This is a genomic window from Micromonospora sp. NPDC049801 (genome assembly GCF_040656575.1).
Lineage (GTDB): Bacteria > Actinomycetota > Actinomycetes > Mycobacteriales > Micromonosporaceae > Micromonospora.
Window position 1 is genome coordinate 14,609 of sequence record NZ_JBFAMS010000012.1, and the last position, 19,985, is coordinate 34,593.

The window sequence follows — 19,985 nt, forward strand, 5'->3', positions numbered from 1 at the left end:
CGAGCCACCGGTCAGCGCTGCCGTCAGTCGCCGTCGACGGGCTGGGCGAGGTCGGGTCGGGCTGCCGGGAGATGCGCGACCAGCCTGGTGAGCGCGCCGTTGGCGAGGGTGGCGCCGAGCGCCGATCCGGCGCCGATGGTCCAGCCCACCGGCCCGAGCGGGGTGCAGCCGAAGAACTGACTCACACCCGGCGTCTGCACCACCACGACGAGCACTCCCAGCGACGCCGCCGTGGACGCCAGCACCGCCGGGCTGGTGCCGCCGGCCAGGATGGTCTGGCCGAGTTGGGTGCCGACCAGGGAGACGAGAGCGACGGTGCCGGCCCGGCGCTGCCGCCCGGTGTACCGGGCCAACGTCCAGCCGACCGTCGCGCCCAGCGTGGTGGACGCCGCGCGCAGGCCGATCTCCCTGCTGAGGGTCTCACCGAGGGACGCGTCCGGGCCCTCCCGAAGCAGTCCGTCGGTGCGGTCCGAGGCGGGTGGCCGGACCGCGATGGCCAGCGCCGGGGCCAGGTCGGTGAGCAGGTTGACCAGCAGCAGTTGCCGGCCGGTGAGGGCCGAGCGGCCGGTCGCCGCGGCGCTGAGCACGCTGAACGCGATTTCGCCGAGGTTGCCGCCGACGAGGATGCTCAGCGCGTGCCGGACCGAGGACCACATGGCACGCCCCTCGACCAGGGTGGCGATGATGGTCTCCAAGCGGTCGTCGGTGACCACCAGGTCGGCGGCCGCCCGGGCCGCCGGTGTGCCACGTTGGCCGAGGGCGATGCCGACGTCGGCCAGCCGGATCGCCGGGGCGTCGTTGGCGCCGTCGCCGGTCATCGCCACGGTCCGCCCGCACTTCTGCAACGCCTGGATGATCCGTACCTTGTGCGTCGGGGTGCAGCGGGCCACCACGTCGGTGGTGGCGAGCCGTTCGGCGAGCGCCTCGTCGTCCAGTTGGTCGAGTTCGGCGGCCGTGACCACCCGCTGCTCGTCGTGCTCGCTGATGGTGGCCGCGATGGCCTCGGCGGTGGCCGGGTGGTCACCGGTGATCATGATGGTGTGCACGCCCGCCTGCCGGATGCGGCGTACCGCCGGGGCGGCGCTCTCCCGGACCCCGTCCGCGAGCGCCAGGAACCCCACGAAGGTCAGCCCCTGGACCTCGGCGTCGATGATCTGCGCGGCGTCCACCTGGCACTCGGCGACAGCGAGGATCCGGTGCCCGGCACCCGCCCGGTCGGCCAACACGCGCTGAAGTTCCGCGCGGCCGGCGTCGTCCAGCGGCTCCCGTCGGCCGTCGGTACGCCGGTTCACGCACCGGGGCAGCACCGTCTCGGGGGCGCCCTTGATGCTCAACAGCAGGCGTCCGTCGGTCTCGCCGACGGTGGCGTGGTAGCCGCGGGACGGCTCGAACGGCAGCCCGCCGACCGCGCGCCAGCCGGTCGCCCCGGTCTGCTCGACAACCTGAGCCGTGTCGGCGCCCCGCCGAACCGCCCGGTCGGTCTGCAACGCCAATTCTTCCGGATCGGCCGCCGCCGGGGTGGCCCGCAGCGCGGTGGCGAGGGTCGACCGTAGGCGGTCATCGAGCCGGTCCACCGGCGCGTACCGGTCGCCGACCCCGTCGCCGACCCCCGCGAGGAGCAATTTGCCCTCGGTGAGGGTGCCGGTCTTGTCGAAGCAGAGCACATCCACCCGGCCCAACGCCTCGATGGTGCGCGGATTGCGGACCAACGCGCCGTGCTCGGCGAGGCGTCGGGCCGCCGCCAGTTGCGCGGCGCTGACCAGGAACGGCAGCCCCTCCGGCACCGACGCCACGGCCAGGTTCGCGGCGGTCGCCGCCGTTTCGGCCAGGGGTACGCCCCGGAGCAGTCCCGCCCCGGCGACGGCGATCGCCGAACCGGCGGCCAACGGGATGGCGGCGCTGGTCAACGAGCCGAGTCGAGCCTCCACCCCGCTCGTCGGGGGCGCCTGGCGGACCAGCGCCAGACTGCGGCCGGACTCGGTGTCGGCCCCGGTCGCCACCACGACGGCGGTGCCGTGGCCGGCGGCGACGGTGGTGCCCTCGTACAGCATCGAGTGGCGGTCGGCGATGGCCGCGGCGACGACCGCCCGGTTGCTCTTGGCGACCGGCAGCGACTCGCCGGTCAGCGACGACTCGTCCGCCTCCAATCCCACCGATTCGAGCACCCGGCAGTCGGCCGGTACCGAGTCACCCGGTTCGAGGGTGATGACGTCGCCGAGCACCAGGTCCTCGGCCGCGACGACCTGCTCGGCTCCGTCCCGGCGGACCCGGGCGGTCACCGCCGAGCGCGACAGCAGCTCCGCCAGCGAACGTTCGGTGTTGCGCTCGTGCACGGCGCCGACCAGTGCCGACCCGCCGACGACGCTGCCGACCAGCGCGGCGTCGACGAGCGAGCCGAACGACGCGGACAGCACCGCCCCGGCCGCCAGCACGGGTGTGAGTGGGTTGGACAGCTCGTCCAGGAACGCCCGCAGCAGCCCACCACCGCTGGGCGTGCCGCCGCCCGTGCCGTTGTCGTCATGCCGGCGGTGCGCCTCCGCGCTGGTCAACCCGTCGGGTGTGGTGTCCAGGTGGTCCAGCACGGTCCGTACCGGCATCAGGTGCCAGGCGGTCGCCACCGGCGCCGGCGCGTCCGACCGGTCGGGTAGCCGGTGGGCCCGCCAGACCCCGTTCGCGAACGCCAGCGCGGCCGCGCCGTTGACCGCCACGAGGGCCCGATGTGGCAGTTGGGCCGGCGGCGCGGTGAACGCGCCCAGCGCACCCAGTCCGGTGCCCGCCATGGCGAGCCGGATGTTCTGCTGGGTCATCCGCCGGGCTGCCCCGGTCGCCTCGACCAACAGTGCCACCACCCGAAGGTCGGCGCCGACCAGCAGGTGCGCTCCCCACGGGGGCAACTCCTCGGCGGCCGACATGCCGAGCCCGCAGTCGGACGCGCCGAGCGCCGCCCGGTCGCCGGAGACCAGCATGACCACCGCGCCGTCGCGCTGGAGCGCGCGTACGGAGTCGGCCAACCGGTCTCCACCGGGCAGCAGCGTGTCGGCGAAGTCGTACCGCTGCTCGTCGCCCCCGGCCACGACCAGCCTCAGTCCGGCGTGCCGCGCGGCGGCGGGTAGACCGTCGACTCCGGGCGCGGGCTCCGGTTCGACCCGCAGCAGCGCCGCCAGTCGTCCCGCGTTGGTCAGCCCGAGCAACTGCCCGCCCGCCGTACGCAGCCGCTCGCCGTCCGGTACGTCGCCGCGGGCGTCCTCGGGCAGCCGGTCCAGGGGTGCGAGCCGCCAACCATCGGACTCCCGCGCGGTGGTCGGGTCGGCGGGGTCGAACAGCTCGAACGCCCGCTCCGCCACCTCGTCGACGTCCGCGTCGGCCGCCGGGGCCAGATCGGCGAGTACGCCCCGCTCCGACCCGAGCATTGCGGCGTCCAGCACCAGCGTGTCGATCCGGTCCAACTGCCGCAGCACACTGCGGTCCATCGCGATCACCCCGCGCCGGGCGAGGACTCGGCCGAGCTGCGCCGCGTACCCCTCCCGTCCGCTGCCCGGGGCCTTCGGTAGCGCGGAGAGTCCCAGCGCGGCGGCCCGTTTGGGTCCGGCGAGCGGCGTCGCCGCGGCTGCCGCCGCCGCGCCCGCGGCGAGCACCCGGTTGATGTAGCGCTCGACCGGGCCGTCCGGTTTCGGGCAGGGGCGCTCTACCGCCGGCCACCGGGCGGTGGCACGTTCCGGGTCACCGGTCAGCCGTGGCTCGGCCTCCTCCCAGGCGGCGAGCTGGGCCCGCGCCTCGCCCCACTGCACCATCCGTTGGGCGCCGTCGAGGACTATCCCCGTCCACCTGCCGGTCAGGCCCTGCACGACGGCTTCGGCCAGCGGGAAGATGACGTCGGCGCGGGGGTCGGAGCGCAGTCGTCTACCGACGAAGGCGTGCAGTTTCGGTTGCAGGTCGGCGGCGGCCAGCAGGCCGGCGACCTCACCGGGCAACGGTGTGAAAGGCAGGATGCGGGTGGCCGCCGAGATGGTCAGACCCAGCGCGTCCGAGGCGAGCGCGCCGAGGGTGCGCGGCGTACGCGGCCCCTCTTCCGGCGGGTGCGGGGGTGGGATCTCCGGGTCGGGCTCGTGGTCACAGGTCCGCTCGACCCGGCTGATGGCGGCGATGAGGTCGCGCAGCCTCGGCTCGGGGGCCTGCACGGCCACCACGACCCGACCCGAGGGTGCGTTCACCCGGGCCCAGGCGACTCCGGGAAGCCGTTCCAGCGCGGCCTCGACCTGCCGGGCCAACCGGTCGCCGCCGTCCTGGCAGACACCGTGTACCTCGATGTGGTGGCGGCCCGGGCGCGACCAGACCCGGCGTCGGCTGAGGCCGGCGGTCCGGGCCAACCGGGTCGCGGCCGACCCGACGGTCCGGGACGCCTCACCGACCAGGTGCGGTACGCCGATGGACGGCAGGAGGCGGCCGGCGGCACGACCCGCCGCCGTCATCGAGGCGTACGGCCGGACGGACGCCGACCCGACTCCCCGTTGCCGATTGTTGTGCCGTCGGTCATCTCGTCCTCCCGCCGCCCTCGCGTCCGGCGGCCTGGCTTCCCGACCTGGCGTCCGTTATGCCCCTCGGCGGACCGGAACTTTGCGCGGCGGGCTGCGCATGGACAGGGTGGCCGGTGGAATCCGACGACCAGCACCGGACACGGGGAGGCCGGAATGAGCACGCTGACGCGACACCTCAACGGTTCACGCGAGAACGTCCAGATGTACAGCCGGCGGGTCGAGTTGCCCATACTGGGCGAGGTGGCCGTACCGCCACCGGACAAGGTCGCCTACTACGCCGGGCTCGGGGTCCTGGCCGCGTTGCAGGTGATCGAGTGGCCGCTCGCCTTGGTGATCACCGCCGGGCATCTCCTCGCGGACCAGCACTTCTCGGGACTGGTACGCGGCGTCGGGGAGGCGATCCAGGAAGCCTGACGAGATCCGGGTCACGCCCCGGTTGACATGAATCCGGGTTGAGGTCGCAGGCTCGGTGCATGTCGAGCCGAACCACCACCCTCGCCCCAGCGCCCGTCGGGCTGTTCACGTCTCGGCTGCGGGCGATGACGGTCGGCAGCGTGGCGCTGGTGTCGCTGCTCGCCTTCGAGGCGCTGGCGGTGGGCACGGCCATGCCGACCGTGGCGCGCAGTCTGGACGGCCTGGCGTTGTACGGCATCGCGTTCGGCGGCCCGTTCGCCGCCGGTGTGCTGGCGATGGTCGTCTCCGGCATCTGGTGCGACGCGCGGGGACCCCGGGGGCCGATGTGGCACGGCGTCGCCTGGTTCGTGGTGGGACTGCTGATCGCCGGTACGGCGCAGGCGATGGCGGCACTGGTGGTCGGCCGGGTGGTGCAGGGCTTCGGCTCCGGGCTGCTCTCGGTCGCGCTCTACGTCATCGTCGGGCAGGCGTACCCGGAGGAACTGCACCGGCGGATCTTCGCCGCGTTCGCGGCGGCGTGGGTCGTACCCTCGCTGGTCGGGCCGGCGCTGGCCGGGCTGATCGTCGAGTACCTGGGCTGGCGGTGGGTCTTTCTCGTGGTTCCGGCGGTGGCCGTCCCGGCGGTGCTGCTGATCCAGCCGGGCCTGCGGTCGCTCGACGCGACCGTGGCGACGCGGCCGCCGGTCGGCGCGGTCGCCCGCATCGGTTGGGCCTGCGGGGCGGGCGCGAGCGCCGCACTGTTGCACATCGGGGGGCAGCAGCGCGGCGTGGCGGCCCTGACGGTGATCGCGCTCGCCCTGGCCGGTCTGGTGATCTGCGCTCCGCGCCTGCTACCAGCCGGGTTCCTCCGGGCGGGCCGGGGGCTGCCCACCGTCGTCGGTCTGCGGGGTCTGGCGTCGGCGGCGTTCGTCGGCGCCGAGGTGGTCATCCCGTTGATGCTGTCCCGGGAGCGGGGACTGTCGCCGACCGCCGCCGGGCTGGTCCTCACCGTGGGCGCGCTGGCCTGGTCGGTGGGCTCCTGGATACAGGGCCGAATTCCGGTGCCGGCCTCCCGGGCCAGCCTGCCGCGCGTCGGCCTGTGCGCGATCACGGCCGGTACGGCGACGGTGGCGCTGGCCGTCCGACCCGAGGTGCCGGTGGCCGTCGCCGTGCTGGGCTGGGCGGTCGCCGGGCTCGGCATGGGGCTGCTCTACCCGTCGTTGTCGGTGCTCACGTTGGAGCTGTCCGCACCCGGTGAGCAGGGCCGCAACAGCTCGTCGCTGCAACTGGGCGACTCCCTCTTCGCGGCGACCGTGCTGGCGCTCACCGGCGCCGTTCTGGCTACGGGGAGCGCGCCCGGCCCGTCGAGCTATCTGGTGACGCTCGTGGTGGCGGCTGGTCTGGCGTTGTTCGGCGCGTTGCTGGCCGGCCGGGTGGTGGTGCCGGGGAGTACCCGGCCGGGCGGGTGATCCACCGCCGATTCGGCGCATCGGTCCCGGTCGGGCGTCAGGATGGCAGCGGTGAGCTTCCTGACCGTCCTGCCGCTGGCCGTGGTGATGGTCGCCGGGACCCAACTGGTCGTGGCGATCTTCCTCGCCTCGTCCGACCGGCCCCGGGCCGCGTCGTCCGGCTTCCTCGCCGGCGCCGGACTGGTGGTGGTCGCCGGCGTGACGGTGAGCTGGTTGCTGACCCGGGTGCTGGGCGGGCTGGCGAACGACGCCAGCACGGCCGCCCGCAAGGTCGACAGTGGTCCGGCCATCGACCTGGTGGTCCTCGCGCTGCTGGTGGTCATGGCCGTGGTGATCTGGGTACGCCGCGACCGCTCCGGGCCGCCACGATGGCTGGGCAGCGTCAGTCACGCCGATCCGCGCTGGGCGGCGCGTACGGGCGCGCTGCTCTTCGTGGTGACACCCACCGACGACCTCACCATGGCCACGGTGGGCGCGACCGTGGCCCGGCACGACCTTCCGTGGTGGCACCTGGTGCCGTTCGTGCTGCTCACCGTGCTGCTGCTCGCCGTGCCGCTGCTGGCGCTGGTGCTGCTCGGGTCGAAGGCCGCGCGGGTGCTCGCCCGGATGCGGAGCTGGGCCGAGGGGCACGCGTGGATCGTCAACGAGATCGTGATCGCGTTCTTCGCGCTGCTCACGGTGTTGGACCTGGTCAAGTCGAGGTGAGGTCCCGGTGCCCCGGACACGTACGGGGGAACCGCGCGGAGATGAGAGATGCGCCGGTTCACGTTCGTCTTACGGTGACGCCATGTTCGTTGTCGTCACCACGGTGATCCTCTACGTCTTCGGTTTCGTGTTCCTCTACGGCGTGATCCGTCTGGGCGTCCGGCACGCGCTGGAGGACCTGGAGCTTCAGCGGGCCCGGGCCCGACGCGAAGAGGAGCTGGCGGCCGACCGCGACCGCTCGTTCATGCGCAACAACGCGTTCCTCGCGGGCAGTTGAGCCGCGACGTGGACGTGGCGTCGCGGGACGTCGCCGGTGTCGACGGGCGATCCGGCGGCACGGGTGCGAGGATCGCATCCGTGATGGGAACGTTGAAGACCGAACCGGCCCGTGCCCGCCTCGATCTGCTCGCCCCGCCGGTCGCGGAGGCCATCGCCCAGTGGCCCGCCGAAGCGCCGGTCGACGTCGACGACGTGCTGGTCGCGCCGATCGACGCCGACCTCGCCGACACGGCGGAGTTCTGTGCCGCGTACGAGGTGGGGTTGGACGTGTCGGCCAACTGCGTCGTGGTGGCCGGCAAGCGCGAGGGTGTGGTCCGTTACGCGGCCTGCATCGTGCTGGCGACCACGCGGGCCGACGTGAACGGGGTGGCCCGCAGGGCGCTGGACGTCCGCAAGGCGAGCTTCGCCCCGATGACCGACGCGGTCGAGTTGACCGGCATGGAGTACGGCGGCATCACCCCGATCGGGCTGCCGGCGCAGTGGCCGATCCTGGTGGACGCGCGGGTGATCGCCACCCCGCACGTGATCATCGGGTCCGGCGTACGGCACAGCAAGATCGCGCTGCCCGGACCGGCGCTGGGCGCACTGCCCGGCGCGCAGGTGGTGGAAGGCCTGGCCAGGCCGGCCTGACCAGGCATCAGCATCGATACCGTTGCACGTGAAACATCACGCCTGACCGGCAGCGGCCTCCCGCTGTTCGACCTCGGCCAGCGCGGCGAGCAGCGTGGACGTCTCCTGGGCGCCGCTTACCGCGTACTTTCCGGCCAGCACGAACGTCGGCACGCTGGTGATGCCCAGGTCACGGGCGGCGGCCAGGTCGGCGGCGAGTTCCGCGGTCCGCTCGTCGGAGTCGAGGAACCGGCGGGCGTCGGCGGCGTCCAGGCCGATCGAGCCGGCGATCGTCGCCAACACCTCCCGGGAGCCGATGTCGAGACCCTTCGTGAAGTGCGCCTGGAACAGGGCGTCCACCATCTCGGCCGCCCGGTCGCGCTCGGTGGCGTAGCCGACCAGCCGGTGCGCGTCGAAGGTGTTCGCGGCCACCGCGTGGTCGTAGTCCAGCCGGAGCCCGTCGCCCGCCGCGACCTGGACCACCCGCTCGACCATCTGCCGCGCCCGGTCGGGACCGCCGAACTTGTCGGCCAGCGCGTCGACCACCGGGAGCGGTTCGGGCACCGGCGACGGGTCGAGCTGGAACGGCCGGTAGCGGACGGTCACCTCACCGTCGTAGCGGGCAAGTGCCTCGTCCAGGCGACGCTTGCCCAGGTAGCACCACGGGCAGACCACGTCCGCGTAGATCTCGATCTCCATGATCGGTGGCAACTGCCCGCTCAGCCGAGTTGTTCCCGGACCTGCCGCTTGAGCCGGCCCAGGATCGCGGTGCCCCCGCGTACCCGCAGCGGACTGATCGCCTGGGCCAGGCCCATCCGCTGGTAGAGATCGTCCGGAACCGCCAGCACCTCCTCGGCGCTCGCGCCGGCCAGCCCCTCGGCGAGGATCCCGGCGAACGCCCGGGTGGTCGGCGCCTCCGGCGGGCAGTCGAAGAGCGTCTCGACCACCCCGTCCGGCGTCACGGTGGCGCGCAGGAAGAACGCGGTCTGGCACTCGGGCACCTGCTCCATGCCCTCGCGCGCGGTGTCGTCGTCCGGCAGCAGGGGAATGACGTCCGCGTACTCCAGCAGCATCTCCAACACCAGGTCGCGCGGCGCGGCGGCGAACTCGTCGACGATCTCGGCCAGTCGGGCCGGCATGTCAGCCATGAGTCGAGGCTACCGCTGGCGCCGACGGCTCACGTGGTCGGCGACTGTTCGCTGATCTCACTCAATGCGCTGGTCGGGTCGAGCTGCATGGCCAGGTCACCGAGCGAGACGATGCCCACCAGCTTGCGGTCGCTGTCGCAGACCAGCACCCGCCGGATACCCCGGTCCCGCATGAGCGCCGCGGCCTCCCCGGCCGTGCAGTGCTGCTCGATCATGACCACCTCGCGGGTGACGATCGAGCCGATGGTGGTCGACGCCGGAGACGCGTTCTCGGCGACCGCCCGGACCACGATGTCCCGGTCGGTGAGCATGCCGGCGAGGGTGGCGCCGTCGGTGACCACCACGTCGCCGATGTCCGCCTCCTTCATCACCCTGGCCGCCTCGTCCAGGGTGGTCTCCGCCGACAGGTACACGACCTGCTTGGTCATCACGTCGCTGACCCGGTAACCGGTCATGAGATCCTCCGAAGACGCTTCACCCGATCCAACTGCACTACCCCGTGACGCGGCGGCTACACCAGGTTCGCACGCTCGCGGCCGACCTCGTCGACGATCCGCTCCACCACGGCGTCCACCGGCAGTTCCGTCCGCCGGTCACCGGCCCGCTCGCGCAGCTCGACGTACCCGTCGCTCAGACGGCGGCCGACCACGACGGCGCGCGGGATGCCGATCAGCTCGGCGTCGGTGAACTTCACCCCGGCCGAGACGTGCGTGCGGTCGTCGACCAGCACGCGCACGCCAGCGGCGGCCAACCGCCCGCCGAGGTCCAGCGCCGCGTCGAGCTGCGGGCCCTTGCCCGCCACCACCAGGTGTACGTCGCACGGCGCGACCGCCGCCGGCCAGCGCAGCCCATGCTCGTCGTGGTGCTGTTCGGCGATGGCCGCGACCGCTCGGGAGATCCCGATGCCGTAGCAACCCATGGTGGGTCGGACCGGCTTGCCGGCCGGCCCGAGCACGTCGACGGCGAACGCGTCGGTGTACCGGCGACCGAGCTGGAAGATGTGCCCGATCTCGATGCCCCGCCGGATGGTCAGCTCGCCGTCGGCGCAGTCGGGGCAGGCGTCGCCGGCACGTACCTCGGCCGCCTCGATCGTGCCGTCGGGCGTGAAGTCCCGGCCGCAGACCACGTCGGTGGCGTGCCGACCCGGCTCGTTCGCGCCCGTCAGCCATGCCGAGCCGGTCACCACCCGGGGATCGACCAGGTAGCGGATGCCCAGCTTGGCGAGCACCTGCGGGCCGAGGTAACCGCGTACCAGCTCCGGATGGTCGGCCCACTCCTCGAAGACCGTCACCTGCGCCGGCTCCAGCGCGGCGGCGAGCCGCTTCAGGTCGACCTCCCGGTCCCCGGGCAGCCCGACCACCAGGGGTTCGGCGCGGTCCGCCCCGGGCTGACGCACGGTCAGGACGACGTTCTTCAGGGTCTCGGCGGCGGTCCAGTCGTCGCGGTCACCCAGCCGCCGGCTGTTCGCCAGCTCGACCAGGCTGGCGATCGTCGGAGTCTCCGGGGTGTCGTGCACCTGCGCCGCCGGCTTGGCGTCGGGGTCGCCCGCAGCGGGCGCGCGGGTGACGACCGCCTCGGTGTTCGCCGCGTAGTCGCAGGCGGTACAGCCGACGAAGGTGTCCTCGCCGACCGGCGTCGAGGCCAGGAACTCCTCCGACGCAGAGCCGCCCATCGCGCCGGACATCGCGTGCACCACCGTGTGGTCCAGGCCCAGCCGATCGAAGATCCGCTGGTACGCCGCCCGGTGCCGGGCGTACGCATCCCGCAGGCCCGCCTCGTCCAGGTCGAAGGAGTACGCGTCCTTCATCAGGAACTCCCGGCCGCGCAGCACACCGGCCCGGGGCCGCGCCTCGTCGCGGAACTTCGTCTGCACCTGGTAGAGCGTCACCGGGAAGTCCCGGTACGAGGTGAACACGTCCTTGACCAGCAGCGCCGCCATCTCCTCGTGGGTGGGCGCCAGCAGGTGCTCGGCGCCGCGCCGGTCGGCGAGGGTGAAGAGGAGGTCGCCATACTCCGTCCACCGGCCGCTGGTGCGGTACGGCTCGGCGGGCAGCAGCGCCGGGAAGTGCACCTCCTGGTCGCCGATCGCGTTCAGCTCGGCGCGCACCACCTCGGTGATCCGGTCCAGCACCAGCTTGCCCAGCGGCAGCCACGTGTAGCCGCCCGGCGCGGCGCGGCGGATGTACCCGGCGCGCAGCAGCAGCCGATGGCTCGGCACCTCCGCGTCGGCCGGATCCTCGCGCAGGGTCCGCAGCAACAGGGTCGACATGCGTAGCAGCATTCGCGCAGCCTAGGGCCGGGCTGATCGTCCAGGCGACCCAATTCGCCCAGCGCGCCACCGGCCGGCCAGTCTCGTCGCGGTCGTCGAAACTGACCCGTCCGGGCGGCAACCACCGTTGCCCAGGGCGACGTCTGGAGAAGCATCATGTCTCTCCCGCACCACTACCCCAAGGATCGGCACGTGTGGACCCTCTGCTGAGTGAGTTCGACTCGTTCGTCCGTACCCGTACCCCGGCGCTGTTGCGCTCGGCCTACCTGCTCACCGGCGACCAGCACCTGGCCGAGGATCTCGTCCAGTCGGCGTTGGCCCGGACCCACCGCTCCTGGAGCCGCCTGCACCACAGCGGCAACGCCGAGGCGTACACCCGCAAGACCATGTACCACCTGCAGGTGTCCTGGTGGCGCCGCCGTCGGATACCCGAGTCGATGCCGGGCGACCTGCCCGAGCCACGCGGAGGCGGCTCGACCCCCGACCACGCCCACCAGACCAGCCTGCGACTCACCCTGCGGGCGGCGCTGGCGAAGCTCTCCCCGAAACAACGTGCCGTGCTGGTGCTGCGGTTCTTCGAGGACCGCACCGAGGCGGAGGCCGCCGACCTGCTCGGTGTCACGGTCGGCACCGTGAAGAGCCAGACGGCCAAGTCCCTGGCCAGGTTGCGCGCCGTGGCACCCGAGCTCGCCGAGCAGTACGTCCTGGAAGGAAGCAACCGATGAACGACGAGCGCCTCCGGCTCGACCTGGCTGCCCTGGCCGACGAGGTCACCTCGGTCGACCTGCGGGACCGTACGCTGCGCACGTCCCGCCGGCTCGGCGTCCAGCGCGCGGTGGCCACCTCGGCCGCTGCTCTGGTGCTGATCGCGGCGGCGGCCGGCACCGCGTTCGCCATCCGGCCGGACCAGTCCCCGAACCCGCTGCCCGCGGACGGCCCGTCGGTCACCGCAGCGCCGAGGCAGTCGCCCGCCCCGACGCCGTCAGTCAGCGTCGACGCCCCCGGCAGCCCGCCGCCCAGCAGTGGGTCCGGCACGAACGCCTCGGCCGTAGAGTTCGGGAAGCTCTTCTACGGCCGCTCCTCGGGGGTCGACGCCAGGAACGCGAATCTACGGTCCTGGCGCCCGGGGGACAGTGTGGTGCGACTGGCGGCTCTGCCGGACCCCGCGGCGTCGATCCGCGCGAACATCTCGCCGAACGGGCACCGGGTTGCCTGGGTGCAGCTCGACGCCGACGGCAACACCAACCTCTACACGGCCAACGTCGACGGCTCAGACCGGCAGCAGATGCGCAAGGAGGTCGAGCAGACCTGCGTCAACCCGGTCTGGTCGCCGGATGGGCGGTACCTGCTGTTCCGCGAGTGGGATCCGACGGTTGGGCCTGGCCGGGTTGGGGTGCTGGACACGCAGTCACCCAAGAAGACCGTGCGCTGGTGGGCCAACAAGAACACGGGATGTGGTGCTCGTTGGTCGTCTGACGGCGAGGTCATCGCGATGATCAACACCGATGGTGGTGTGACCCTCTTCGACAGCAGCGGCAACCGGAAGCGGGACATGCCGGGGCTGGGCCCGACGGGCACCTGGCGAAACGGGGACGTCACCAGCCTCTCGCCGAATGGCGATCGCGTCGCCCTGTACCAACCCGACCCCGGCAGCGAGTACGGGAACGTCGGCGTGGTGCGCGATACCCGAACGGGCGAGGAGATCCGACTGCCACTCGAGGGCCGAAAGTCGCGGCAGGTGTTCTTCCGCACTGACGGTTCGATGGTCGTGCGGGTCCAGTCCGGCAGCGGGTACGCCGTGCTGTTGGTGGACGAGAACGGCAAGAAGATCGCCGAGACCGCCGAACCGGCCAGCCTGAAGGACATTCGGATCCTCGCCGTCGTGAACTGACGACGGGCGGGAAAGGGCGGGTCATCCTCGGGTGGCCCGCCCTTTTGAGGTCCGCGTGACGGTCGTCGTCACGGCGTTGATCACGGCTGGTGAGCTGCCTCTCCGCGCTGTCATCCGGTGCCGGGAAGGCGGCCCTCGCAGCGCACGTCCGGATCGACCACCGGCCGGCGGGGCATCATCCAGTCCAGGGCGGTCTCCTCCACCGGCCAACCGCCCACCGATACGAGGCTGTACGGCACCGCCGCCGCCTGCGGGCAGAGGACCTGCGACTCGACCCAGTCGTTGGGCAGGAACCGCACGGCGGCCGTGCGGTCCAGCACGATCGTCGACGTGTCGGTGACCGTGATGAGCGCCCCGAGCACCACCTCCCGGCCGCCCTCGGCCGTACCGTCGCGGGCCGCGGTGCCAGCGCTCGCCGCCGGGGAGGTCGAGGCAGGCGTCGGGCTCGTGGTCGGGCTCGGGGTCGCCGTCTCGGTGGTGTGCTTCGGAAGCACCTCGATCGCGGCGGTGGGCAGCACCGGCACCCGGAGGAAGACCGCGCCCATCACCACGGGGAGCACGGCGGCGACCGTGAACGCCAGGCCGTGGGTCAGCGTCGGGGCGATCCAGTCGGGGATCGGGCCGGTGAGCAGCAGGGTGGCGGCGGGCGGGACCGCCAGCAGGGCGGCGGTGGCCAGCTCGCCCTCCCGGTACGCCGTCCAGATCGCCGGGCCGAGCACGCTGTACGCCAGGACCGCCGCCGCCAACGGCAGGGCCACGCTGACGAACAGGATGCGCATTGGCTGATCCGGGTGCAGGTAACGGGTCCGCAGCGCCAGCAGCCAGAGGCCGAGCATCAGCAGCGACGGTAGGAAGCGGAGCTGCCAGGTGAGCGCCCCCAGCGCGACCGCCGCGCTGATCACCCACCCGGGGGTACGTGCCGTCCCCGAGGCGAGCAGTGAGCGTTCCGGGTCGAACCGGTCAGGAGCGCTGAGCCGGAGCAGTCGACCGAGGACGCCGAAGGTGAGCACGACGACGGGGAACGCCCACACCAGGGCGATCAGGAGGGCGCTGAGCAGGCCGAGCGGGCTGACGTACTGGACCAGCAGCAGCATCGTGGACATGTCCTGCTGGCTGAGCTGCCAGAGCCGCAGCACCAGCAGGAGGACGGGGAAGGCGGGTAGGAGGGTCAGCAGCCACTGTTGCGCCTGCCGCGCCCCCGCCATCCGACGCGGGCGAACGGCCCAGTGTGAACCGGTGACGACCCGGGGTGCGCCGGGGGCGGCAGGGCGATCCTCTCCCACGGCCACTGTCGCACCTCCACCTTCCTCGGATCGGGTTGCTGCTGCTCCGCGACCGGCTGCGGGAGGTTGTATCCCTGCTGCCATCGGAGGTTGGCGTTGAACGCGTTCTCCCAGGCCGAGTTCTCCTCGTCCTTGGCCGACTCGTAGAGAGCCAGGTCGACCAGGTCGAGCAGGGCCTTGTTGGGGCCGGTGTTGACGCCCCACCGCTCCTGCGGCGACGAGCCGATGTCCCAGTGCCGCAGCGGTTTGACGTTCTTCAGGGTCACGGTGAACCGCTGGCCGTCGTCGCCCGGCCGGTCACCGGTGACGAAACCGGCGAGGATCGCCGCGTCGGTGGTGACCGCCTGCACCTTGCCGTCGTACATCTCCTGGATGCACTCGCTGATCCGGTTCCGGCCCACCGGCGTCGCGCCGGCCTCGGCGAGGCGCTGGATGGACGTCGAGGTCGTCAGCGAGCAGACGGTCAGGCCGCGCAGGTCCTCCAGGCTGCTCACCTGGCCCTTGAAGTCCTCCAACGTCACCACCGACTGCTCGGTATGCAGGTACGCGGCCGAGAAGACCGCGCCCTCCTCCCGGCGCTTGTCGTTGATGCTGTACGAGGCGATGACCAGGTCGACGGTGACGAAACCCTCGCCGTCCTGGGCCTGCCGGCGGGCCCGGTCCTCGCTCTCGATCGGCACGAAACGCACCTGCGAGTGGTCGAAGCCGAGATAGCTCGCGATCATGTACGCGATGTCGACGTCGAAGCCCTTCCAGACGTTGTTCGGAAGGCGCTGTGAGATGCCCGGCTGGTCGTCCTTCACTCCGATGATGAGCTGCTGCTTGCCCTTGAGGTGAGCGTCCTCCAGCAACTCGTCCCGGGTCGGCGGACCCATGGCGAGGACGATCGGGACCAGGGCGGCGGCCAGCACGGCCAGCGCGACGACGAGCCCCACGAGTCGGATCTGACGGGTCCGCGTGGTGCGCGACGGTGTGTCCGCCGCCGGTGCCGGCCCGGCGGGGCTCGGCTCGCTTGCCTGACTCAACTAGGCCCTCCCCGCTACCCGGCCCGGTGACCGGCCCTCCATTGTGGGGCCTGCTGGCGAGCGAGGGCACCCCGACATCCGCCGGATTGGCGACACCGTCCCGGGCCGCAGTTGCGGTTGATCGACACGAGTTCGCCGAAGTCGGGGTATCAACTCGACTCCGATACCCCCAAATCAGCGACCTCGTGTCGATCAAGGCGGTCGAGCCCGGCGCTGGGCTCGAGCACGGCCCTCGATCGAGGCGCGCGCATGACCTCCGCCACGTCGGCCGGTCGGGGCACCGGCCGACGCGCCTGCGGTGAAAGACTGTCGCCGCAGGCAACGGGTGGCGTGAGGGGGCGCGGGTGCGCTGGCGCAGTTTTGTCGCGGTCGGGGACAGCTTCACCGAGGGTATGGACGACGCGTACCCGGATGGCACCTTCCGGGGTTGGGCCGACCTGGTCGCGACCCGGCTCGCCGCCGAGGCGGGCCCCGACTTCCGGTACGCGAACCTGGCCATCCGGGGTCGGCTCTTCCCGAGCGTGGTCGCCGAGCAGGTGCCCTCCGCGGTGGCGATGAGGCCCGACCTGATCAGCTTCGCGGCCGGCGGCAACGACGTGCTGCGCCGCACCTTCGATCCGGAGACGCTGGTCTCCCGCTTCGACGATGTCGTCCGGCAGCTCCGCTCGGGCGGCGCGGACGTGCTGCTCTTCCGATTCGCGGACGTGATGGCACGCCTGCCCGGCCAGCGTCTCGTCGCTCCCCGGGTGCAACTGCTCAACCAGGCGGTCGGCGAGACCGCCGCGCGGCACGGCGCGATCCTGGTCGACCTGTACGCCGACGACACGTTCCTCAACCCGATGCTGTGGAGCACCGACCGGCTGCACCTCTCCCCGGCCGGTCACCGACGGGTCGCCGGGCAGGTGTTGAACGCGCTCGGCGTGGGCTGTGACGAGGAGTGGCTGCTGGTCCCGCCGCACCCGGCGCCGTCGCCGTGGCTCGCCGCGCGTGCGTCCGACCTGCGCTGGGCCGGGCAGTACCTGGCCCCGTGGATCAAGCGGCGGCTCACCGGCCGGTCGTCCGGCGACACGGTGACCGCGAAGCGCCCGCTGCTCGGGCCGATCGCCGACTGAAACGTGCGCACGTTGCACACCGCGCCGCTGCTGCGCCTCGAACGGGACGGCGAGCCGGTGCCGGAGCACGGCGTGCTGGTCAGCGGCGACCGTATCGAGGCGGTCGGCTCGCTGGCCGAGTTGACCGAGGCCCACCCGGAGGTACGGGTCCGTCGCTGGCCCGGCACGCTGGGGCCGGGCCGGCTGTGGGCCGAGCCCTTGCCGGCAGCGCCCACCCCGCGCGAGCGGGTGCACGCGCTGCTGCGTACCGGAGTGACGGCGGTACTGGCCGACCGTCTGGCCGATCCGGCACTACGGGGCGCCGTCGACCGCAGCGACCTGCTGGTGCTGGCCGGACCAGTGGCACCGACCCTGGTGACCGGTGGTCGGGCGGACCTGTCGGTGCACGACGTCGACGGAACCTGCCTCGCGACCGTGGTCGCCGGCCGGATCGTGCACCGACGCGCCTGAACGCGCGGCGTTAGCTGCGACACCCCTGACCCCCCCGATCCCCGATGGCGGACCGCCCGGCGGTGTCGCGGCGTACCTTGGGGCTCATGTCTGTGCCGAACGATCCTGATCCCCGCCTCCAGTCGTACGCCGACCCGCGGCGGCTGGTCACCACCGACTGGTTGGCCGAGCACCTGGGCGACGAGGGCCTCGTCGTGGTCGAGTCCGACGAGGACGTCCTGCTCTACGAATCCGGTCACCTCCCCGGCGCCGTCAAGGTCGACTGGCACCTCGACCTGAACGACCAGGTCACCCGGGACTATCTCGACGCGACCAGCTTCGCCGAGATGTGCGCCGCGAAGGGCATCGGTCGGGGCGACACCGTCGTCTTCTACGGCGACAACTTCAACTGGTGGGCCGCGTACGCCCTCTGGGTCTTCTCGCTCTTCGGCCACGCCGACGTGCGGCTGCTCGACGGCGGCCGGCAGAAGTGGGTCGCCGAGGGGCGAGAGCTGACCCGCGACAAGCCGGCCCGGCCCCGCGCCGACTACCCGGTGCCGCTGCGGGACGACGCGCCGCTGCGCGCGTTCCGCGAGCAGGTGATGGCCCACATCGCGGTGGGCCGGCCGCTGGTCGACGTCCGGTCCCCGGGCGAGTACACCGGCGAGATGCTGCACATGCCGGACTACCCGCAGGAGGGCGCGCTGCGGGGTGGGCACATCCCGGGCGCGGTCAACAAGCCGTGGAAGTCCGCCGCGAACGAGGACGGGACGTTCAAGTCCGCCGACGAGCTGAAGGCGATCTACGCCGACCAGCTCGGGCTCAGCCCGGACGACGACGTGATCGCGTACTGCCGGATCGGCGAGCGGTCCAGCCACACCTGGTTCGTGCTGCGGCACCTGCTCGGCTACCCGCAGGTGCGCAACTACGACGGCTCGTGGACGGAGTGGGGCAACCTGGTCCGGGCGCCGGTGGTGAAGGGCGACCAGCCCGGCGGCATCGCCGCCTGAGACGCAAGCTCGGCCGGCTGAGCACGCCACGCTGCTCAGCCGGCCAGTACCAGCACGCCCGCTCTTCCGCCGGCCAGCGCCAGCACTCCGCTGCTCAGCCGGCCAGCGCCAGCACGCCGCGCAGCTCGGCGATGATCCCGGTGATCTCGCCGGTCTCCGGGTCCCAGCGCGCCAGGGCGGCCGGTTCCAGGCGCAGCAGCACCGCGCCCTTGTTGTCCCAGCCCAACACCGGGCAGCAGCCCTTGGCGCGGTCCCGCCCGAGGTCGAGCAGGTGGGTCACCGAGCCGGTGCGCGAGTCCAGCACGGCCACCCCCTCCGCGCCGCTGATGTGGGCGTTGACGATCCACGCGGCGCTGGCCAACCGGCCCCCGTGCAGCCAACCCCGGCCGTAGAACTCGTTCACCTGATAGGGCGGCGGAAGCGAGTCCACGGTGATCGGCTGTTCGGAGCGGACCGGGCCGTCGAGGGCCGTCCGGCTCTGCAGCTTCAGGCCACCGCGCTCGCCGACCAGCTCGAGCAGAGCCGCCCCGCGACCGGCCTCCGGATCGGGCGTGACCACATGCCAGGCCGACAGGTCGGTGGTGCTGGCCGCCTCGGTGTCCCGCTGCACCACGTACGTCCGGTCGTCGCCGCCGACCAGCACCCGGTCGTGCGCCCACACCACCAACTCCAGGTAGCCCTCGAGTGGGATGCGACGTACGCCCGCCGTGGTGAGGTCGACCATGATCAGCTCGTTGGTCTGCGCGAAAGCTGCCCACCGACCGTCCGGCGACAGGACTCCCGGCTTGACCGCTGTCGCCTCGTTGCCGCTCTCATCCCAGGTGGGTGCCGGCGTCACCACGTCCAGACTGCGGACCACGCCGTCGTCGCCGAGGATCCGGATCACACCGTCCGGTTGACCCTCCTCGCTCAGCGGCTGGAACAGCGCCAGCGCCCGCTGGACCGGTCGGGCGGACAGCGCCACGGTCGGCGGGCCGCTGATCCGGCTCAGCGGATCGGGTGGGTAGGTCAGCTTGGCGGGCGGGCGCTGCACGGGATCGGCGTGGGTGGGCGCGACGGTCGGCGCCACCGGATGGGCCAGGCGTGGATCGGGGGACGGTCGCAGGGCGACCGCCGCGCCGCCGGCCAACGCCACGGCCACGACGACCGCGCCGACGGCCCGTCGGGTACGTCGGGTGCGTCGCGCCCGATCCCAGCCGTCCGACGCCGGTGCGCTGGGCAGCACGTCCTGCACGGTGACGGTGAACAGGTCGCGCAGGTCTTGCTCGTTCACTGGTTCACCTCCACACCGTTGGCGCCCCGACCCGGTCGGTCGTCCCCGGTGAGGGCGGGAGCAACCTCCCGGAGCCGCCGCAGCGCCAGGTGGCACTGGCTCTTCACGGTGCCGACGGTCACCCCGAGCGCCTCGGCCGTGGCGACCTCGGTCAGGTCCTCGTAGTAACGCAGCACCAGCACGGCCCGCTGCCGCGGCGGCAGCGTCCCCAGCGCGTCGTGCAGGGTCAGCCGCAGCGCGCCGTCCCGGTCCGGCGCGGCCCGCTCCGGCGGCGTGGCGCTGAGCCACTCCCGGCGACGACGTCGCCACCAGGACACCGCGTCGCGGTAGAGGATGGCCCGCACGTACGCGGCGGGATCGCCGTCGCGGACCGAGGTCCAGCGCAGCGCCAGCTTCAGCAGGGCGTCCTGGAGAAGGTCCTCGGCCTGGTGCCGGTTGCCACAGATCAGGAAGGCCGCGCGCAGGAGCCGGTGCTGGTTGCCTTCCACGAACGCGAGGTAGCCGTCGCGGCCGTCGTCCGCCGTCGATCCCATCCGCACCCCTTCCGGCCGCCCG

19 protein-coding genes are annotated in these 19,985 nt (G+C 72.6%); 10 read left to right on the top strand and 9 right to left on the bottom strand.

Features of this window, described 5'->3' with window-relative positions:
* Positions 1-23: 23 nt before the first annotated feature.
* Positions 24-4,469 (bottom strand): HAD-IC family P-type ATPase, encoded by a 4,446-nt coding sequence (locus tag AB0I89_RS21290; protein ID WP_357129322.1) that lies wholly within the window; start codon positions 4,467-4,469, stop codon positions 24-26.
* Positions 4,470-4,688: 219 nt separating this feature from the next.
* Between AB0I89_RS21290 and AB0I89_RS21295 the strand changes: the two genes are divergently transcribed.
* From AB0I89_RS21295 to AB0I89_RS21315, 5 genes are all read left to right on the top strand, one after another.
* Positions 4,689-4,949: a hypothetical protein gene (locus AB0I89_RS21295; protein ID WP_357129325.1), complete on the top strand. Its 261-nt coding sequence runs from the start codon at positions 4,689-4,691 to the stop codon at positions 4,947-4,949.
* Positions 4,950-5,008: 59 nt separating this feature from the next.
* The gene (locus AB0I89_RS21300; protein ID WP_357129328.1) at positions 5,009-6,397 is read left to right on the top strand and encodes an MFS transporter; all 1,389 of its coding nucleotides are present in this window, start codon (positions 5,009-5,011) and stop codon (positions 6,395-6,397) included.
* Positions 6,398-6,448: 51 nt separating this feature from the next.
* Complete coding sequence (locus AB0I89_RS21305) at positions 6,449-7,102, top strand: GAP family protein (RefSeq protein ID WP_357129331.1); 654 nt, start codon at positions 6,449-6,451, stop codon at positions 7,100-7,102.
* An 82-nt stretch (positions 7,103-7,184) separates the two neighbouring features.
* Positions 7,185-7,379 (top strand): hypothetical protein, encoded by a 195-nt coding sequence (locus AB0I89_RS21310; protein WP_357129333.1) that lies wholly within the window; start codon positions 7,185-7,187, stop codon positions 7,377-7,379.
* Between the two features lie 83 nt (positions 7,380-7,462).
* Positions 7,463-8,011 (top strand): YbaK/EbsC family protein, encoded by a 549-nt coding sequence (locus tag AB0I89_RS21315; protein ID WP_357129854.1) that lies wholly within the window; start codon positions 7,463-7,465, stop codon positions 8,009-8,011.
* A 36-nt stretch (positions 8,012-8,047) separates the two neighbouring features.
* On the opposite strand, the gene AB0I89_RS21320 is transcribed toward AB0I89_RS21315, so the two are convergent.
* Genes AB0I89_RS21320 through AB0I89_RS21335 form a run of 4 tightly spaced genes read right to left on the bottom strand, consistent with a single transcriptional unit; the run spans position 8,048 to position 11,419 of the window.
* On the bottom strand, positions 8,048-8,689 hold the full coding sequence (locus AB0I89_RS21320) for a DsbA family oxidoreductase (RefSeq protein WP_357129336.1): 642 nt from the start codon (positions 8,687-8,689) through the stop codon (positions 8,048-8,050).
* 20 nt (positions 8,690-8,709) lie between these two features.
* A complete protein-coding gene (locus AB0I89_RS21325) occupies positions 8,710-9,138 on the bottom strand; it encodes a SufE family protein (protein WP_357129339.1) in 429 nt (142 codons plus the stop codon).
* Between the two features lie 29 nt (positions 9,139-9,167).
* Positions 9,168-9,593 carry a CBS domain-containing protein gene (locus AB0I89_RS21330; protein ID WP_357129342.1) on the bottom strand — a complete coding sequence of 142 codons (426 nt, stop codon included), beginning with the start codon at positions 9,591-9,593 and terminating at the stop codon, positions 9,168-9,170.
* Positions 9,594-9,649: 56 nt separating this feature from the next.
* On the bottom strand, positions 9,650-11,419 hold the full coding sequence (locus AB0I89_RS21335; protein ID WP_357129345.1) for a proline--tRNA ligase: 1,770 nt from the start codon (positions 11,417-11,419) through the stop codon (positions 9,650-9,652).
* Between the two features lie 182 nt (positions 11,420-11,601).
* On the opposite strand from AB0I89_RS21335, the gene AB0I89_RS21340 reads away from it, so the two are divergent.
* Both AB0I89_RS21340 and AB0I89_RS21345 read left to right on the top strand, forming a co-directional pair.
* Positions 11,602-12,132 carry a SigE family RNA polymerase sigma factor gene (locus AB0I89_RS21340; protein WP_357129348.1) on the top strand — a complete coding sequence of 177 codons (531 nt, stop codon included), beginning with the start codon at positions 11,602-11,604 and terminating at the stop codon, positions 12,130-12,132.
* A complete protein-coding gene (locus AB0I89_RS21345) occupies positions 12,129-13,298 on the top strand; it encodes a hypothetical protein (RefSeq protein WP_357129351.1) in 1,170 nt (389 codons plus the stop codon). The genes AB0I89_RS21340 and AB0I89_RS21345 overlap by 4 nt, the downstream gene beginning before the upstream one ends.
* A 110-nt stretch (positions 13,299-13,408) precedes the next feature.
* Here the strand turns inward: AB0I89_RS21345 and AB0I89_RS21350 are convergent, their stop codons facing one another.
* Positions 13,409-14,503 carry a hypothetical protein gene (locus tag AB0I89_RS21350; RefSeq protein WP_357129354.1) on the bottom strand — a complete coding sequence of 365 codons (1,095 nt, stop codon included), beginning with the start codon at positions 14,501-14,503 and terminating at the stop codon, positions 13,409-13,411.
* Complete coding sequence (locus AB0I89_RS21355; protein WP_357129357.1) at positions 14,467-15,606, bottom strand: transporter substrate-binding domain-containing protein; 1,140 nt, start codon at positions 15,604-15,606, stop codon at positions 14,467-14,469. Before AB0I89_RS21355 ends, AB0I89_RS21350 begins: the two co-directional genes overlap by 37 nt.
* Positions 15,607-15,950: 344 nt before the next feature.
* Between AB0I89_RS21355 and AB0I89_RS21360 the strand changes: the two genes are divergently transcribed.
* The 3 genes from AB0I89_RS21360 (at position 15,951) to AB0I89_RS21370 (ending at position 18,157) form a co-directional block, all read left to right on the top strand.
* On the top strand, positions 15,951-16,718 hold the full coding sequence (locus tag AB0I89_RS21360; RefSeq protein WP_357129360.1) for an SGNH/GDSL hydrolase family protein: 768 nt from the start codon (positions 15,951-15,953) through the stop codon (positions 16,716-16,718).
* 3 nt (positions 16,719-16,721) lie between these two features.
* Entirely contained in the window at positions 16,722-17,168 is a 447-nt protein-coding gene (locus AB0I89_RS21365) for a hypothetical protein (RefSeq protein WP_357129363.1), read from the top strand.
* 86 nt (positions 17,169-17,254) lie between these two features.
* Positions 17,255-18,157, top strand: coding sequence for a sulfurtransferase (locus AB0I89_RS21370; RefSeq protein WP_357129366.1), 903 nt, complete (start codon positions 17,255-17,257; stop codon positions 18,155-18,157).
* Between the two features lie 94 nt (positions 18,158-18,251).
* Here AB0I89_RS21370 and AB0I89_RS21375 read toward each other — a convergent pair whose 3' ends face one another.
* Together AB0I89_RS21375 and AB0I89_RS21380 are read right to left on the bottom strand one after the other, a co-directional pair.
* Positions 18,252-19,430 (bottom strand): hypothetical protein, encoded by a 1,179-nt coding sequence (locus AB0I89_RS21375; RefSeq protein WP_357129369.1) that lies wholly within the window; start codon positions 19,428-19,430, stop codon positions 18,252-18,254.
* Positions 19,427-19,963, bottom strand: coding sequence for a SigE family RNA polymerase sigma factor (locus AB0I89_RS21380; RefSeq protein ID WP_357129372.1), 537 nt, complete (start codon positions 19,961-19,963; stop codon positions 19,427-19,429). The genes AB0I89_RS21375 and AB0I89_RS21380 overlap by 4 nt, the downstream gene beginning before the upstream one ends.
* Between the last annotated feature and the right edge of the window lie 22 nt (positions 19,964-19,985).

Coding starts and splice junctions, on each gene's coding strand:
- AB0I89_RS21310 (WP_357129333.1), top strand. CDS start 7,185: ATGTTCGTTGTCGTCACCACGGTGATCCTCTACGTCTTCGGTTTCGTG.
- AB0I89_RS21295 (WP_357129325.1), top strand. CDS start 4,689: ATGAGCACGCTGACGCGACACCTCAACGGTTCACGCGAGAACGTCCAG.
- AB0I89_RS21380 (WP_357129372.1), bottom strand. CDS start 19,963: ATGGGATCGACGGCGGACGACGGCCGCGACGGCTACCTCGCGTTCGTG.
- AB0I89_RS21370 (WP_357129366.1), top strand. CDS start 17,255: ATGTCTGTGCCGAACGATCCTGATCCCCGCCTCCAGTCGTACGCCGAC.
- AB0I89_RS21330 (WP_357129342.1), bottom strand. CDS start 9,593: ATGACCGGTTACCGGGTCAGCGACGTGATGACCAAGCAGGTCGTGTAC.
- AB0I89_RS21320 (WP_357129336.1), bottom strand. CDS start 8,689: ATGGAGATCGAGATCTACGCGGACGTGGTCTGCCCGTGGTGCTACCTG.
- AB0I89_RS21325 (WP_357129339.1), bottom strand. CDS start 9,138: ATGGCTGACATGCCGGCCCGACTGGCCGAGATCGTCGACGAGTTCGCC.
- AB0I89_RS21315 (WP_357129854.1), top strand. CDS start 7,463: ATGGGAACGTTGAAGACCGAACCGGCCCGTGCCCGCCTCGATCTGCTC.
- AB0I89_RS21350 (WP_357129354.1), bottom strand. CDS start 14,503: ATGGCGGGGGCGCGGCAGGCGCAACAGTGGCTGCTGACCCTCCTACCC.
- AB0I89_RS21335 (WP_357129345.1), bottom strand. CDS start 11,419: ATGCTGCTACGCATGTCGACCCTGTTGCTGCGGACCCTGCGCGAGGAT.
- AB0I89_RS21300 (WP_357129328.1), top strand. CDS start 5,009: ATGTCGAGCCGAACCACCACCCTCGCCCCAGCGCCCGTCGGGCTGTTC.
- AB0I89_RS21345 (WP_357129351.1), top strand. CDS start 12,129: ATGAACGACGAGCGCCTCCGGCTCGACCTGGCTGCCCTGGCCGACGAG.
- AB0I89_RS21290 (WP_357129322.1), bottom strand. CDS start 4,469: ATGACGGCGGCGGGTCGTGCCGCCGGCCGCCTCCTGCCGTCCATCGGC.